Genomic DNA, 12,899 nt, shown 5'->3' with positions numbered 1-12,899 from the left:
TTTTCTGAAGTCAACGTTCGCGGGAATCGATCAGATATTCCGCGGCGTCGTACAAATCGTCGAACACCAGGGTGCCGGCCGGCAGCTCGCCGTCGGCCAGCGTCTTGGCCCCCTTGCCGGTCTTGACCAAGATGGGCAAGCCGCCCACCGCCGCCACCGACTCAAGATCGCGGCGGCTGTCGCCGATCAGCGGCAAGCCGTCCAGTTTCACATTGAAGCGCTCCGCAATCTCCAGCACCATGCCCGGCAACGGTTTGCGGCAGTCGCAGCCGGCGCTGGGGCCGTGCGGACAGAACAGCACCGCATCGATGCGGCCGCCGGCCTGGCCCACCAGCCTGTGCATTTTCTCATGCATGGCGTTAAGCGCTTGCATGTCGAACAGCCCGCGGCCGATGCCGGATTGATTGGTGGCCACCACCACCCGCCAGCCGGACTGGGTCAGGTTGGCGATCGCCTCCAAGCTGTGTTCGATCGGCACCCACTCCGCCGGCGATTTGACGAAATCGTCGCGGTCCTCGTTGATCACGCCGTCGCGGTCGAGTATCACTAGTTTCACGGTTGTCCCCGTCTAGAGCGCCGGGGCGGCCGCAGGCCGCCCCATCGAATCACTCCGCCAGCAGCGAGATGTCCGCCACGCGGTTGAACAAGCCGGCCAGACGCGCCAGCAGGGCGATGCGGTTGTTGCGCACCGCGGCGTCGTCCGCCATCACCATCACGCCGTCAAAGAAAGCGTCCACCGGCGCGCGCAGCGAAGCCAACTGGGTCAGCGCGGCGGCGAAATCGCGGGCGGCGAATTGGCCGTCCACCTGCGGCGCCAGCTGCTCGACGGCGGCGAACAGCGCCTGCTCGGCCGCTTCGCTCAGCAGCGCGGGATTCACCGCGCCCACTTCGCCTTCGGCCTTCTTCAGGATGTTCTTCACCCGCTTGTTGGCGGCGGCCAGCGCGGACGCTTCCGGCAAGGCCTTGAAGGCGGCCACCGCGGACAACACCGCGCGCACTTCCGCCAGCCGGCTAGGCGCCTGCGCCAGCACCGCGTCGATCTCGTCGCCCTTGTAATCGGCTGCGAGGAAGTTCTTCAGACGGTCCATCATGAAGCCGAACACCTCGTCGGCCACATTGGCGGACAACTTGCCTGCCGGGAAGGCGGCGGCGACGATGTTCAGCAGCGCCTTCACATCCAGGTCCGCTTCCAGCGCCATGCGCACCACGCCCAGAGCGGCGCGGCGCAATGCGAACGGGTCCTTGTCGCCGGTGGGGATCAGGCCGATACCCCAGATGCCAACGATGGTTTCCAGTTTGTCCGCCAGCGCCACCGCGGTGGCGATCTTGCCTTCCGGCAGCGTGTCCCCCGCAAAACGCGGGTGGTAATGGCCTTCGATGGCGGCGGCCACTTCGGCGTGCTCACCGTCGTGCTGGGCGTAGTACATGCCCATCACGCCTTGCAGTTCGGGGAATTCACCCACCATGTCGGACACCAGATCGGCCTTGGCCAGATAGGCGGCGCGGGCGGCCAGCGCGGCGTCGGCGCCCAATTCATGGGCGATGGCCCCGGCAATGCTCTGCAGACGCTCCACGCGCTCCAGTTGCGAACCGATCTTATTGTGGTAGACCACATTGGCCAACCGCGGCAGCCGGCTGTCCAAGCGCGCCTTCTGATCCTGCTCGAAGAAGAACTTGGCGTCGGACAGACGCGCGCGCAATACGCGCTCGTTGCCGCCGACGATAAAGGACGGATCGGCGGTTTCCAGATTGGACACCAGCAGGAAACGGTTCATCAGCTTGCCGGAAGCGTCCAGCAGCGGGAAATACTTCTGGTTCTGCTGCATGGTCAGGATCAGGCACTCCTGCGGCACGCGCAGGAATTCGGCTTCGAAGCCGGCCTCCAGCACCACCGGCCACTCCACCAGGCCGGTCACCTCGTCGAACAAGGCCTCCGGCGCGGCGATGGTGGCATTCAGGCGGGCGGCGGCCTCGGTCAGTTTGTGGCGGATCAGTTCGCGGCGCGCGTCGAAGCTGGCCACCACCTTGCCGGATTCATGCAAGGTGCGCGCGTAGGCGTCGGCGTTGGCCACCGTCACCTCGCCTTCGGACAAGAAACGATGGCCGCGGGTGCTCTGCCCGCTTTGCAGGCCCAGCACCTCGCCCGGCACCACCGCGTCGCAGTGCAACATGATCAGGCCGTGCACCGGGCGCACGAACTGCACGTCCAGGCTGCCCCAACGCATCAGTTTGGGCACCGGCAGCTTTTTCAGCGCCAGCGCCACCACGTCGGCCAGCACCGCGGCCAGCGGCTGGCCCTGCTTGACGCTTTCATAGGCGTACACATCCTGCTTGCCGTCGCTCATCGTGGACAGCGCGGACACCTCCACGCCGCAGGAACGGGCGAAACCGGCCAGCGCCGGCGTGGGTTGACCGTCCTTGAATCCAGCGGTGACGGCCGGGCCTTTGCGGGTGATCTTCTGGTCCGGCTGCAAGGCGGCCACATTGGCCAGTTGCACCGCCAGGCGGCGCGGGGAGGCGTAAACCGTCGTCTCGGCGTCGGCCGGCGCGAACTGCATTTTCTTCAATTCGTCGCCAATGGTCTGGGCAAAGCTGGCGGCCAGCTTTTCCAGCGCTTTGGGCGGCAGCTCCTCGGTGAGCAGCTCAATCAGCAATGTCTGGTTCATATTCACTCGAAAACTTAACGCTTGGCGGCCCCGGCGGCTTCGCAGATCACCTTCATCATGGCGTCGGCGACCGATCCCCCATACACGGGCTGCCATTTCCAGGCGTGACGCGGCACTGGAAACAGGGTTGAGAACAGGTGCTTGTTGTTGCGATCGAAATAATCGGAACTAACAAACACGTACTGGTACTTGCCGCAGTCGGCGTAGCCTACGCTGCGGCGGATATTGAATTTCAGCTTGTAGTTTTTCTCGTCCTGGACCTTGTCGAACCGTTCCTGGTTGACAAAGTGCACCAGTCCGTCCTGCCCCAGCCATAGCGAATTGCCGTCTATCGCCAGCTGCAGCGCCTTGCCGTCCTGATACACCACCCAGTCGGCGGCGGGTTCGGCCAGCGCCGGCAAGGCCAACGCGGCGCACATGCATGCGAAAATAGCTTTCATGCGCATTCCCTCTTTCGAGAAGCGGCCGGGGCGGCAAGCCAAGCTCAGGCCTGCCGGCACATTGGGAAGCCCAGCGCTTCGCGGGCGTCGTAATAGGCCTGCGCCACGCCGCGAGACAGAGTGCGGATGCGGCCGATGTAGGTGGCGCGCTCGGTCACGGAAATTGCGCCGCGCGCGTCCAGCAGGTTGAACGTGTGGCCGGCCTTGAGGATCATTTCGTAGGCCGGCAACGGCAGGCTGGCCTCCAGCAGCGATTTGGCCTCGGCCTCGTAATCGTTGAACTGGCGGAACAACAGCTCCACATTGCTGTGTTCGAACGCGTACTTGGATTGCTCCACTTCGTTCTGGAAGAACACATTGCCGTAAGTCACCGGCTGGCCGTCCGGCAAATGGGTCCAGATCAGATCGTAGACGTTCTCCACGCCCTGCAAATACATGGCCAGGCGTTCCAGGCCGTAGGTGATCTCGCCCAACACCGGCTTGCAGTCGAGGCCGCCCACTTGCTGGAAGTAGGTGAATTGGGTCACTTCCATGCCATTCAGCCATACTTCCCAGCCCAGCCCCCAGGCGCCCAGGGTCGGGTTTTCCCAGTCGTCCTCAACAAAGCGGATATCTTGCATCGTCGGGTCCAGGCCCAGCTCCTTCAAGGAGCCCAGATACAGTTCCTGAATATTGGACGGAGACGGCTTCAGCACCACCTGGAATTGATGATGCTGGAACAAGCGGTTGGGGTTTTCGCCGTAGCGGCCGTCCTTGGGACGACGGGACGGCTGCACATAGGCCGCGTTCCACGGCTCCGGCCCCAGCGCCCGCAGAAAGGTGGCGGTGTGGGAAGTCCCCGCGCCCACCTCGGTGTCGTAAGGCTGCAGCAAGGCGCAGCCCTGGCGGTTCCAATAGTGCTGGAGCGTAAGGATGATTTCCTGGAAGGTAAGCATAGACGTGGCAAGCAAAGTGAAAAGTCAAAGGCCGATTCTACCGCCTAGCGCCCCCCGCGCAAAGCCAAGCCGTTGGCGGCAAATCAAAAAGGCCGGCGAAATCTCGTCCCGCCGGCCCTCCTCGCGTCGCGTCGCCGTCATTTGCCCGTCGCCGGCACCATGTCCCGAAACTTGCGCTTGGTGTATTTGGCGTAGATACGTTCCACGCTGCCGTCGCGGATCAAATCGCCAATCGTCGCGTCCAGCCGGGCGGCCAGCGCTGTCTGTCGAGCGCTGAAATTGGGCGATAAATCCGTGCGGTCTATCACCGGCTGCAGGATATCCACATTCGGCCGCAGGGACGCGCCCCAGACATCGCACAATACAAACTGGCGGTGGCCGCCGATCAGCATCGCGTAAAGCTGATCTTCGTCGTTGCTCGGCTCCAGCTTCCAGTTGGGGTAGTTCAGGATCTTCGGTGTATAAGTGTAGCCGCGCACCATGCCCACGGCCTGGCCCTGCACCAGCTTCCAGTCGAAGGACTTGACCGGCGAGCCTCGCTTGACGCACAAGGCCACCGGATAGCTGGAGTAAACGTTTTTGAAACGCGGCGTCTGCGCCGCGACTTCATTGTCGATCACCGCGTCGTAATCGCCGGTTTTGATACCTCGCAGGCAACGCTCCCACGGCGCGGCCTCCATCGTGACCGGCACATTCATCCGGCGGAAGGCCTCCTGCAATACATCGTGGCTGATGCCGGAGTCCACCTTGCCGTTTTTCACATAGGTGAACGGCTGCCACTCCACCCCGCATAGTTTGATCGGGGCCTGCGCCGCCGCGCCCGCCGCCAGCAAACCGGCTCCGACAGCCGCCATCCATAGACTCGCCCGCATCGCCCGCTCCTTTCGCCCGGCTGTCCGCGACGATTTGTTATATGCCGTATCCGCGACAATGCAAAGCCCGCTCCGCCAGCCGGTCGGCCAGCGCCCGGCCCTTGGCCAGGCAATCCGGCAGCGACACCCCATCCAGCCAGTTGGCGCATACATGCAGACCGCGCTCGCTCGCGGCCGCCGCCAGCGGCCGCAAGGCCGCCATCGCCGAGGTGCCCTGCGGCAGCGCCTGCGGCCAACGCACGATGCGCTGGCTCAAGGGCTCGCCCTCCAGGCCGAACAGGCGCGCCAGTTCCAGGTTCAAACGCCGCAACAAGGTCTGATCCGGCAATCCGGCCAACTCCGCCTGGCGACGGCCGCCGATAAAACTGGTCACCAGTTTCAAACCGGGCGCCGCCGTGTGCGGAAAAATCCGGCTGGACATCAAATGTCCCAAGGCCAAAGCCTGCTCGCTGGCGGGGTGCAAACCGCCAAACCCATTCAGCGGCCGGCGCAGCGCTTGCTCCTCCGTTACCGTGGCGACTACGGTCAGCGGCGCATAGGGCAGCGCCGCGCAGGCGCCCGCCCAATCCGGCTCGCAATCCCTCAACAGCAAGGCCGCCTGCGGCGCAGGCAAGGCCAGCACCACGGCACTGGCCAGTTGCGGCCCCCTCGGCGTCAACACCCGCCAGCCCTCGTCTGCGCGCTCCAGCCCCAGCGCCGGACAGTCCAGCCTCACGTCCAGATCGCGCGCCAGCCGCTCGGCCAGGCTGGACAGCCCGCCCCCCAGCGTGAACATCCGTTTGCGTCTCACCTCCCCGCGCCGCCAGCGCCGCCACATGCCCAAGGCCAGCGAACCGGCCTCCCGCTCCGCAGCCGCCAATGCGGGCAAGCATTCCGCCATCAGCAACTCTTCCGGATCGCCGGCGAATACGCCGCCGATGAACGGGTCCACCAGAGTGGATAGCGCTTCCTCTCCCAGCCGGCGCCGGAAAAAGGCCGCCACCGTTTCCGCCTGCGCCGGCGCGGAACAACGCCAGGGCTCGCTCAATAAACGCCATTTGGCGCCCCAGCTGAAGTAGGAGCCGGTCAGCAAAGCGGCCAGGCCGTCGGGCAAAGCGCGGTAGTGACCGTGCCGCAACACGAAACGCCGCTGCGGCCCCGGCGCCGGCGACAAGGGCGTCAGCCCAAGCTCCAGCAGCCATTGCCACAAGGCTTCGTCCGCCAACACGGTGTTGGGCCCCGCCTCCATCAGGCCCGGCGCCAAATCCAGGCTCAGCACCTTGCCGCCCACCCTGCCGGACGCTTCGAACACCACCGCATCCACGCCGTGTCGGCGCAACTGCCAGGCGCAGGCCAGGCCGGACATTCCCGCTCCTATCACTGCAATCATTTCCCGTCCTCTCTAAAAATATGAGCCTGCCCAAAGTCTCGCGAGAGCAAGGGAGGCAAGGCAAAAACGGCCGGGAAAGCGGAATATACATAGGGTACATGGGCATTTCGAAGGGGCTACTCGCCGTGCAAGGCTCCACGAAGCGCAGCAGACTTTGAACAGGTTCTAGCCCCAGTATGCCTGGAGCGGTCCACACGCCAGTTGATCCGCGGCAAGCCGGCTCGCGCCCAAGTTAAAAATCGGCAGGGAGGCCCCCCCCCTTAACCCCAAACGGATTTACATCACGGCCACCGTGCGCGGACGGCTCTGCAGGCTGAAGCGATTCAAGCTTGCAATGCGCATTGGCACTTCCGCCACCGGACCATCGAAACGACAGGCCGCCCGACCCTCTTTCACCCCAACGTGAGAGCCTGTTCAAAGTCTCGCAATCAAGAAAGACACAAGGGAGAAAACGACGGCATGAAGCCGAGTGTGCTCGTGGCATATGCGCATTTTGAAAGAGCCCTCGCTGTGTCACGCTCCGCAAAACCCGGCAGGTCGTGAACAGGTTCTAACAGCCAGGCTCCAAGCAGGAGCCGAAATGGCACAATCGGAGTCTTGATCCTTCCCCGCCCTACACGGAGAACCGCCCCATGTTACGCACCCTATCCGCCATACTGTACTGTCTACCCGTTCTGGCCCTGGCCCAAAGCGTGGAACTGTCCTTCGTCGATGCCAAGGGCAATGCCGGCCCCGCCGGCAACATCGTCATAGAGGACACGCCCTACGGCGCGCTGCTAACGCCCAACCTGGAAAAACTGCCGCCAGGCCTGCACGGTTTCCATGTGCATGAGAAACCTTCCTGCGCGCCGTCCATCGGCGCCAACGGCGCGGCCACCCCGGCCGGCGCGGCCGGCGGCCACTGGGATCCGGACAAAACCGGCGTTCACGCAGGCCCATACGGGCAAGGTCATAAGGGCGATCTGCCCGCGCTATACGTGGGCGCCGACGGCAAGGCGAACTATCCCGTGCTGGCGCCGCGCTTGAAAGCTGCGGACTTCTCCGGACATGCGCTGATGGTGCATGCCGGCGGCGACAATCACAGCGATCATCCGCAGCCGCTGGGCGGCGGCGGCGCGCGCATGGCCTGCGGCGTGGTCAAATAAACCCATCTTCGACAAAGAAAAACCGGCGCGATTGACAAGGCCGGTTTTTTTATTGACGATGGCAGAATTCAAACAAGTGTTTTAATACAATGCGCCCACCCGCCTGGCTGTTCAGACTGTTGCTCAATTTGTGGCCGCCCTTCCTGGGCGCCGGCATCCGCGTCAAGCGGCTCGCCGTCGACTTCAGCGATATCGAAGTGCGGTTGAAGCTGGGATTCAGCAACCGCAACTACGTCGGCACCCATTTCGGCGGCAGCCTGTACGCGATGACCGACCCCTTCTTCATGCTGATGCTGATGCGCCAGTTGGGACGGGACTACTATGTGTGGGACAAAAGCGGCAGCATAGACTATGTCAAACCAGGCCGAGGCACGGTATGCGCGCATTTCCGGCTGGAGCCCGCCATGCTGGAGGAGATCAGACTGCACACCGCCGCCGGAGACAAATACCTGCCGAAATTACAAGTGGATATTCTGGATCAGCAGGGCGAGCTGGTGGCGAGGGTATTCAAGACCTTGTACATCAAACGCAAGAAGAAATGAGGCGGCGCGCCGCCCCTCTGTTCAATGCGTGGAAAACGGCAGCAGATAGCGCTTGCCGTTCAGGCTAAAGACAGCGAACCAGTCGCGGCTTCCGCTGACGCACAGCGGCAGAGTGACCACCGCCGTCCAATCGGCGCCGTCGCGCACAAAGGTGTAGCGATTGAAGCCCATGTCCATATCAGCCATATTGAATTCCACCTGTGGCGCTTCCCGCGCCGCGACGCCTTCCAAGCGAATCTCGAACGGCTTGCCATTTTGCGGCGGCGACGCGAAACGCCACACACCGCCGCCGGGCAGATCACAGGATGGCCGGCCGGCAACGCAGGCCAACGGCGTCGGCTTGGCCGGCTGCCGCTCGCCGTACCAGCGGTAGATCAAGCTGAACTTGAGGCTGGCCAACAGCAGCAAGGCGCCGCCCAGAGCCAGCCATTTACGCTGCTTGGCATTCATCGCCAAGCTCCCCGCATCAAGGCGACGCCGTGCGCGCCATGACGACGGGCGGCATCCAGATCGTCCAGGCTCATGCCGCCCAGCGCGTAGACCGGCACGGGCGCGCCGGCGGCCAGGCACTGCCGGAAACCGTCCCAACCCAACGGCGCCGCGCCGGGATGACTGGGGGTAGCCGCCACATGGCCGAGCAAGGCGTAGTCCAGGCCCAGCTCTCCGATCCGCGCCACTTGCGCCGCATCATGCGCCGACGCCCCCACCCAGGCGAACGCCGGGCGCTCCGTCAGCGAAGCCAGCCGCGCCGCGTTAAGATGCACGCCGTCCACCGGCCATTCCATCGCCCAGGCCGGATCGGCATTGACCAGCAGCTTGCCGCCGCGGCCATGAACGATAGCCGCCGCTTTGGCGACAAAATCGGCCAGCTCCTCGCGCGGCATCCCCGGCTCGCGGATCTGCACCACGCTCCAGGCAGGCCCCTGCTCCAGCCGCCGCAATTGGGCGTCGACGCCGATCTCGTGCGCGCAGCTGATCGCATAAACCGCCGGCAATTCAAGCGATTTGAGAATAGGCCCGTTGGCCGGCAGCATGGGCTGCACCGTGCACGCCCCCGGCGTCTGCCAGGCGAAGCGCTGGCCTTCCCGCGACTGCGGCTCGCCGCGCCAGGCCCAGACCCGGAAGAAACTCAACCGCACCGAAGCGTGTTCGTAATGGTGGACCTTGGTCAGCCACGGCGTGGCGGCTTCCATCTCAATGCCCATTTCCTCGTACAGCTCTCGGGCCAGCGCCTGTTCGCCGCTCTCACCCGGCTCCACCTTGCCGCCGGGAAACTCCCAATAACCGGCGTAGGGTTTGCCCTCCGGCCGGCTGCCCAGCATGAAACTGCCGTCCGGCCGCATCAGCGCGCCGGCCACTACCTCGATGATCTTGCTGTCGCTCATTGCTTGGTCTTGCCCGGTGAAAATCGTCCCGGCTCTCAGCGGCCGGCAGCGCATTTTACCCCAAGCGCCGCCCAGCATTAAGGGCGCCTCGGCGCCCTTATTTTCACAAACCCTAAAGTTACGCACTTAGAACATGTTTACGATCTCGCGAGCAAGGGCGAGACAAGGCGAAAACGAGCGAAAAAGCGGAATGTACGCGTGGTACATGAGCATTTTGAGCTTGTTTTTAACGCCGTATCGCCGCAGCGCAGCAGATCGTAAACAGGTTCTTAGCCCTGGGCTGAAATCGTCGGCCTCAACACATGGCACCGCATTGAACAAGCGGGACCGCGCGCCTAGAGCAACCCAGCCAAGGCCTAGCGTCGAGCCTAATCAGCCCGGACGGCCAGGAATGCGGCAGCCCGCGTCTTTGTAAGGAATGTTATTGAACAAAACCCACCCCGGGCCATAGGAGAATTGCGAGCACACCAGCTGGCCGTCAAACTTGCTTTCCCATCTGTACCAAGGAGCCATGGAAGCAAAAGCCATCCAGGAGACGCTCAGCCCCACAGCCAGCAAGGCGATTTTACGAAAAGTCATACACACCTCAATATATTTATTTATCATTAATTTACAAATATAAAATGCATAATAAATATACATTGCATCGAACAAAAAATAAACACCACGTCATATAGCCGGCATTATTGCCAAGTCAGAAAAAACATAATAAGCATTAAAAACGCAAAAAAATGAGCCGATTGCTGGTTTCAGGCGCGGCTGATAAGTCTCAAAGTGTTACCATTAGCACTGTAAACCTGCGAAATCTGCATATTTATCCCGATTGTCATTCCATCTCGTGGCGACACAAGGCAAGCCATCCGCGCTCCGCCTACGGGCTTGATCGATTTCGTCATGACCTCCCCCATCCCGCTGAAGGAGCATGCACTTGGACACCTTAAATTCACTCATCCTGGCCGGCTCGCTGGTATTCCTGGCCAGCCTGGTGGTGTCCTCCATCGCTTCCCGCTTCGGCGCGCCGCTGCTCCTGGTATTCCTGGCCTTGGGCATGTTGGCCGGCGAGGACGGCCCCGGCAAGATCGTGTTCAGCAATTACCAGCTCAGTTACGTGGTCGGCACCATCGCCCTGGTGGTGATCCTGTTCGACGGCGGCCTGCGCACGCGCCAGGACAGCTTCCGCATCAGCCTCAAACCAGCCGGGGTGCTCGCCACGCTGGGGGTGTTGATCACCACCGGCGTGACAGGCCTGTTCGCCGCCTGGGTGCTGAACCTAAGCTGGCTGGAAGGCTTGCTGATCGGCGCCATCGTCGGTTCCACCGACGCCGCCGCGGTGTTCGCCCTCCTGTCCGGGCGCGGTCTGGAAATCAACCGCCGCGTCGGCAGCGCGCTGGAGATAGAGTCCGGCAGCAACGACCCGATGGCGGTGTTTCTGACCTCGGCGCTGATCGGGGTGCTGGGCCAGCAGGGCCAGGATGCCGGCGTCGCTTCCATGTTGTGGCTGTTCGTCAAGCAAATGGGCCTGGGCGCGCTGGCCGGCTGGGCCGGCGGCAAAGCCATGGTTTGGCTGTTCCAACGGCTGGGTCCGCGCGGCGCGATGCTGGCGCTGTTCAGCCTGGGCACCGCCGGCGCGCTGTTCAGCCTGACCACCGCGGCCGGCGGCAGCGGCTTCCTCGCCATCTATCTGGCCGGCATCGTGGTGGGCAACGCCCGAGTGGCGGATCTGCCCAATCTATTGAACATCCACGACGGCTACGCCTGGCTGGCCCAGGTAACCATGTTCCTGGTATTGGGGCTATTGGTGACGCCGTCCAATCTACTGCCGGTGGCGCCCTACGCGCTGGCGATCTCCATCGTGCTGATGCTGGTGGCGCGGCCGCTGGCGGTGTGGCTGTGCATGCTGCCCTTCCCGGTGCCCAAGGCGGAAAAACTGTTCATGAGTTGGGTGGGCCTGCGTGGCGCGGTGCCGGTGATTCTGGCCATTTTCCCGCTGATGGCGGGCTTGCCCAATAGCCAGCTGTTCTTCAACGTGGCCTTCTTCGTGGTGATGATGTCGCTGCTATTCCAGGGCTGGACCATCGCGCCGCTGGCGGAGAAATTGAAGCTGAAGCTGCCGGCGCGGCCGGACGTCGAACACCGGGTGCCCGTGGTCAGCGGCCAGGAGGCCCGCTACGAGGCCGCCTCCTGCCTAGTACGCGCCGACAGCCCGGCCGAAGGCCAACTGGCCGGCGAACTGGCCTTGCCCAGCGGCGTGCGGCTGGCGGCGCTGTATCGCGATGAACAAGCGCTTGAGCCGGCAGCGAGCCAAACGCTGCGCGCCGGCGATTGGGCCTGCCTGATCGGCCCCAGCCCGGCGCTGGAGACGGCCGGCGAGGCCTTTCATCCGCCCGGGGACGATCCTTATTACGGTTACTTCACCGTGTCCGGGCTGGCGCGGCTGGGCGATCTGGCCGACAGCTACGGCCTGACGCTGAGCGAGCGCGACCGCGCCGACAGCATCGCCGAATACTGCAAACGCGCCTGCGGCTATCCGCTGGTGGCCGGCGACGTGCTGCGGCTGGACCGGCTGGAGATGGTGATCCGCGCCGCGGCCGACGGTCAGGTCAAGAGCGTGGGCCTGCGCTATCTGAAGTCATAGCAAGGCCTTGCGCTCCTTGGCACTGCGCCCGGCCCAATCGCAGGCGAACTGCCAGGCGACGCGGCCGGAGCGACTGCCGCGCAGGTGGCTCCAGTGCAAGGCCGCTTTTTCCGCCTCGGCGTCCAGCTTCAGGCCGAAATGCGCCAGCCACTCGGTCGCCGCCGCCAGGTAGGCGTCCTGATCAAACGGGTAGAAAGACAGCCACAGGCCGAAGCGGTCCGACAACGACACCTTCTCCTCAATCGCCTCCCCCGGATGGATTTCGCCGTCCTGCACCCAGCCTTCGCGGTTTTCGCTCATCTTTTCCGGCATCAGATGGCGGCGGTTGGAGGTGGCGTACACCAGCACATTGTCGACGCGGCGCGCCAGGCCGCCGTCCAGCGCGGTCTTCAGCGCCTTGTAAGCGTCGTCGCCCTGCTCGAAGGACAGGTCGTCGCAAAACAGAATGAAGCGCTCCTTGCGTCCAGCCACCAGGTCAACAATGCGGTTCAAGTCGCCCAGTTGCGCCTTGTCCACTTCGATGAGGCGCAGGCCCTTGGCGGCGAACTCAGGCAGCAGCGCCTTGACCAGCGAGGATTTGCCGGTGCCGCGCGCGCCGGTGAGCAGCACGTTGTTGGCCGGCCGACCCTTGACGAACTGGCGAGTGTTGCGCAGCAGCTGCGCGCGTTGGGTGTCGATATGGGTCAGCCGCTCCAGTTCCGGCGCGTGCGGCTCCGCCACCGCCTCCAGCCAGCCGGCCATACCCTGGCGCTGCCAGCGGAAGGCCAGCGCGCCCCAGTCCGGCTCCGGCCGCGCCGGCGGCAGCAAGGGCTCCAAACGCGCCAGCATGGCTTCGGCGCGGGTCAGCAAAGCTTGCAACTGCTCCATGATTTCCCCTCGATGCGAAACGACAAAAACAAACAGCCTGGCA

Annotated in this window: 12 protein-coding genes; 3 read left to right on the top strand and 9 right to left on the bottom strand. The window is 63.8% G+C overall.

Translation table 11 applies throughout. The features are described 5' to 3' along the window. Positions 1–10 precede the first annotated feature (10 nt). From gmhB to hemG, 6 genes are all read right to left on the bottom strand, one after another. Positions 11–556 carry a D-glycero-beta-D-manno-heptose 1,7-bisphosphate 7-phosphatase gene (gene gmhB / locus BR71_RS03400; RefSeq protein ID WP_019103520.1) on the bottom strand — a complete coding sequence of 182 codons (546 nt, stop codon included), beginning with the start codon at positions 554–556 and terminating at the stop codon, positions 11–13. Positions 557–605: 49 nt separating this feature from the next. Then, complete coding sequence (gene glyS, locus BR71_RS03395) at positions 606–2,666, bottom strand: glycine--tRNA ligase subunit beta (RefSeq protein WP_043632588.1); 2,061 nt, start codon at positions 2,664–2,666, stop codon at positions 606–608. 14 nt (positions 2,667–2,680) lie between these two features. Continuing rightward, the gene (locus BR71_RS03390) at positions 2,681–3,106 is read right to left on the bottom strand and encodes a surface-adhesin E family protein (protein ID WP_043632585.1); all 426 of its coding nucleotides are present in this window, start codon (positions 3,104–3,106) and stop codon (positions 2,681–2,683) included. A gap of 44 nt (positions 3,107–3,150) precedes the next feature. Beyond that, complete coding sequence (gene glyQ, locus BR71_RS03385; protein ID WP_043632582.1) at positions 3,151–4,041, bottom strand: glycine--tRNA ligase subunit alpha; 891 nt, start codon at positions 4,039–4,041, stop codon at positions 3,151–3,153. A gap of 137 nt (positions 4,042–4,178) precedes the next feature. Further along, positions 4,179–4,913 carry a substrate-binding periplasmic protein gene (locus BR71_RS03380; protein ID WP_162179186.1) on the bottom strand — a complete coding sequence of 245 codons (735 nt, stop codon included), beginning with the start codon at positions 4,911–4,913 and terminating at the stop codon, positions 4,179–4,181. Between the two features lie 37 nt (positions 4,914–4,950). Beyond that, on the bottom strand, positions 4,951–6,282 hold the full coding sequence (gene hemG, locus BR71_RS03375; protein WP_081862525.1) for a protoporphyrinogen oxidase: 1,332 nt from the start codon (positions 6,280–6,282) through the stop codon (positions 4,951–4,953). A gap of 632 nt (positions 6,283–6,914) precedes the next feature. Here hemG and sodC point away from each other — a divergent pair. Both sodC and BR71_RS03365 read left to right on the top strand, forming a co-directional pair. Then, the gene (sodC, locus tag BR71_RS03370) at positions 6,915–7,427 is read left to right on the top strand and encodes a superoxide dismutase family protein (protein WP_043632573.1); all 513 of its coding nucleotides are present in this window, start codon (positions 6,915–6,917) and stop codon (positions 7,425–7,427) included. A gap of 89 nt (positions 7,428–7,516) precedes the next feature. Then, complete coding sequence (locus tag BR71_RS03365) at positions 7,517–7,969, top strand: DUF4442 domain-containing protein (protein WP_043632569.1); 453 nt, start codon at positions 7,517–7,519, stop codon at positions 7,967–7,969. A gap of 21 nt (positions 7,970–7,990) precedes the next feature. Here BR71_RS03365 and BR71_RS03360 read toward each other — a convergent pair whose 3' ends face one another. Further along, complete coding sequence (locus BR71_RS03360; protein ID WP_043632566.1) at positions 7,991–8,419, bottom strand: hypothetical protein; 429 nt, start codon at positions 8,417–8,419, stop codon at positions 7,991–7,993. Then, positions 8,416–9,354 carry a Nudix family hydrolase gene (locus BR71_RS03355; protein ID WP_043632563.1) on the bottom strand — a complete coding sequence of 313 codons (939 nt, stop codon included), beginning with the start codon at positions 9,352–9,354 and terminating at the stop codon, positions 8,416–8,418. The genes BR71_RS03360 and BR71_RS03355 overlap by 4 nt, the downstream gene beginning before the upstream one ends. Before the next feature lie 928 nt (positions 9,355–10,282). Between BR71_RS03355 and BR71_RS03345 the strand changes: the two genes are divergently transcribed. Beyond that, entirely contained in the window at positions 10,283–11,989 is a 1,707-nt protein-coding gene (locus BR71_RS03345) for a potassium/proton antiporter (RefSeq protein WP_043632847.1), read from the top strand. Here BR71_RS03345 and BR71_RS03340 read toward each other — a convergent pair. Beyond that, positions 11,984–12,856 (bottom strand): ATP-binding protein, encoded by an 873-nt coding sequence (locus BR71_RS03340; protein ID WP_043632554.1) that lies wholly within the window; start codon positions 12,854–12,856, stop codon positions 11,984–11,986. The genes BR71_RS03345 and BR71_RS03340 overlap by 6 nt on opposite strands. Positions 12,857–12,899: the final 43 nt, after the last annotated feature.

Origin of the sequence: Chromobacterium haemolyticum DSM 19808 (genome assembly GCF_000711885.1) — a bacterium.
GTDB lineage: Bacteria > Pseudomonadota > Gammaproteobacteria > Burkholderiales > Chromobacteriaceae > Chromobacterium > Chromobacterium haemolyticum.
Note: the sequence above shows the minus strand (reverse complement) of the source record. Positions and strands in the feature narration are given on the sequence as shown.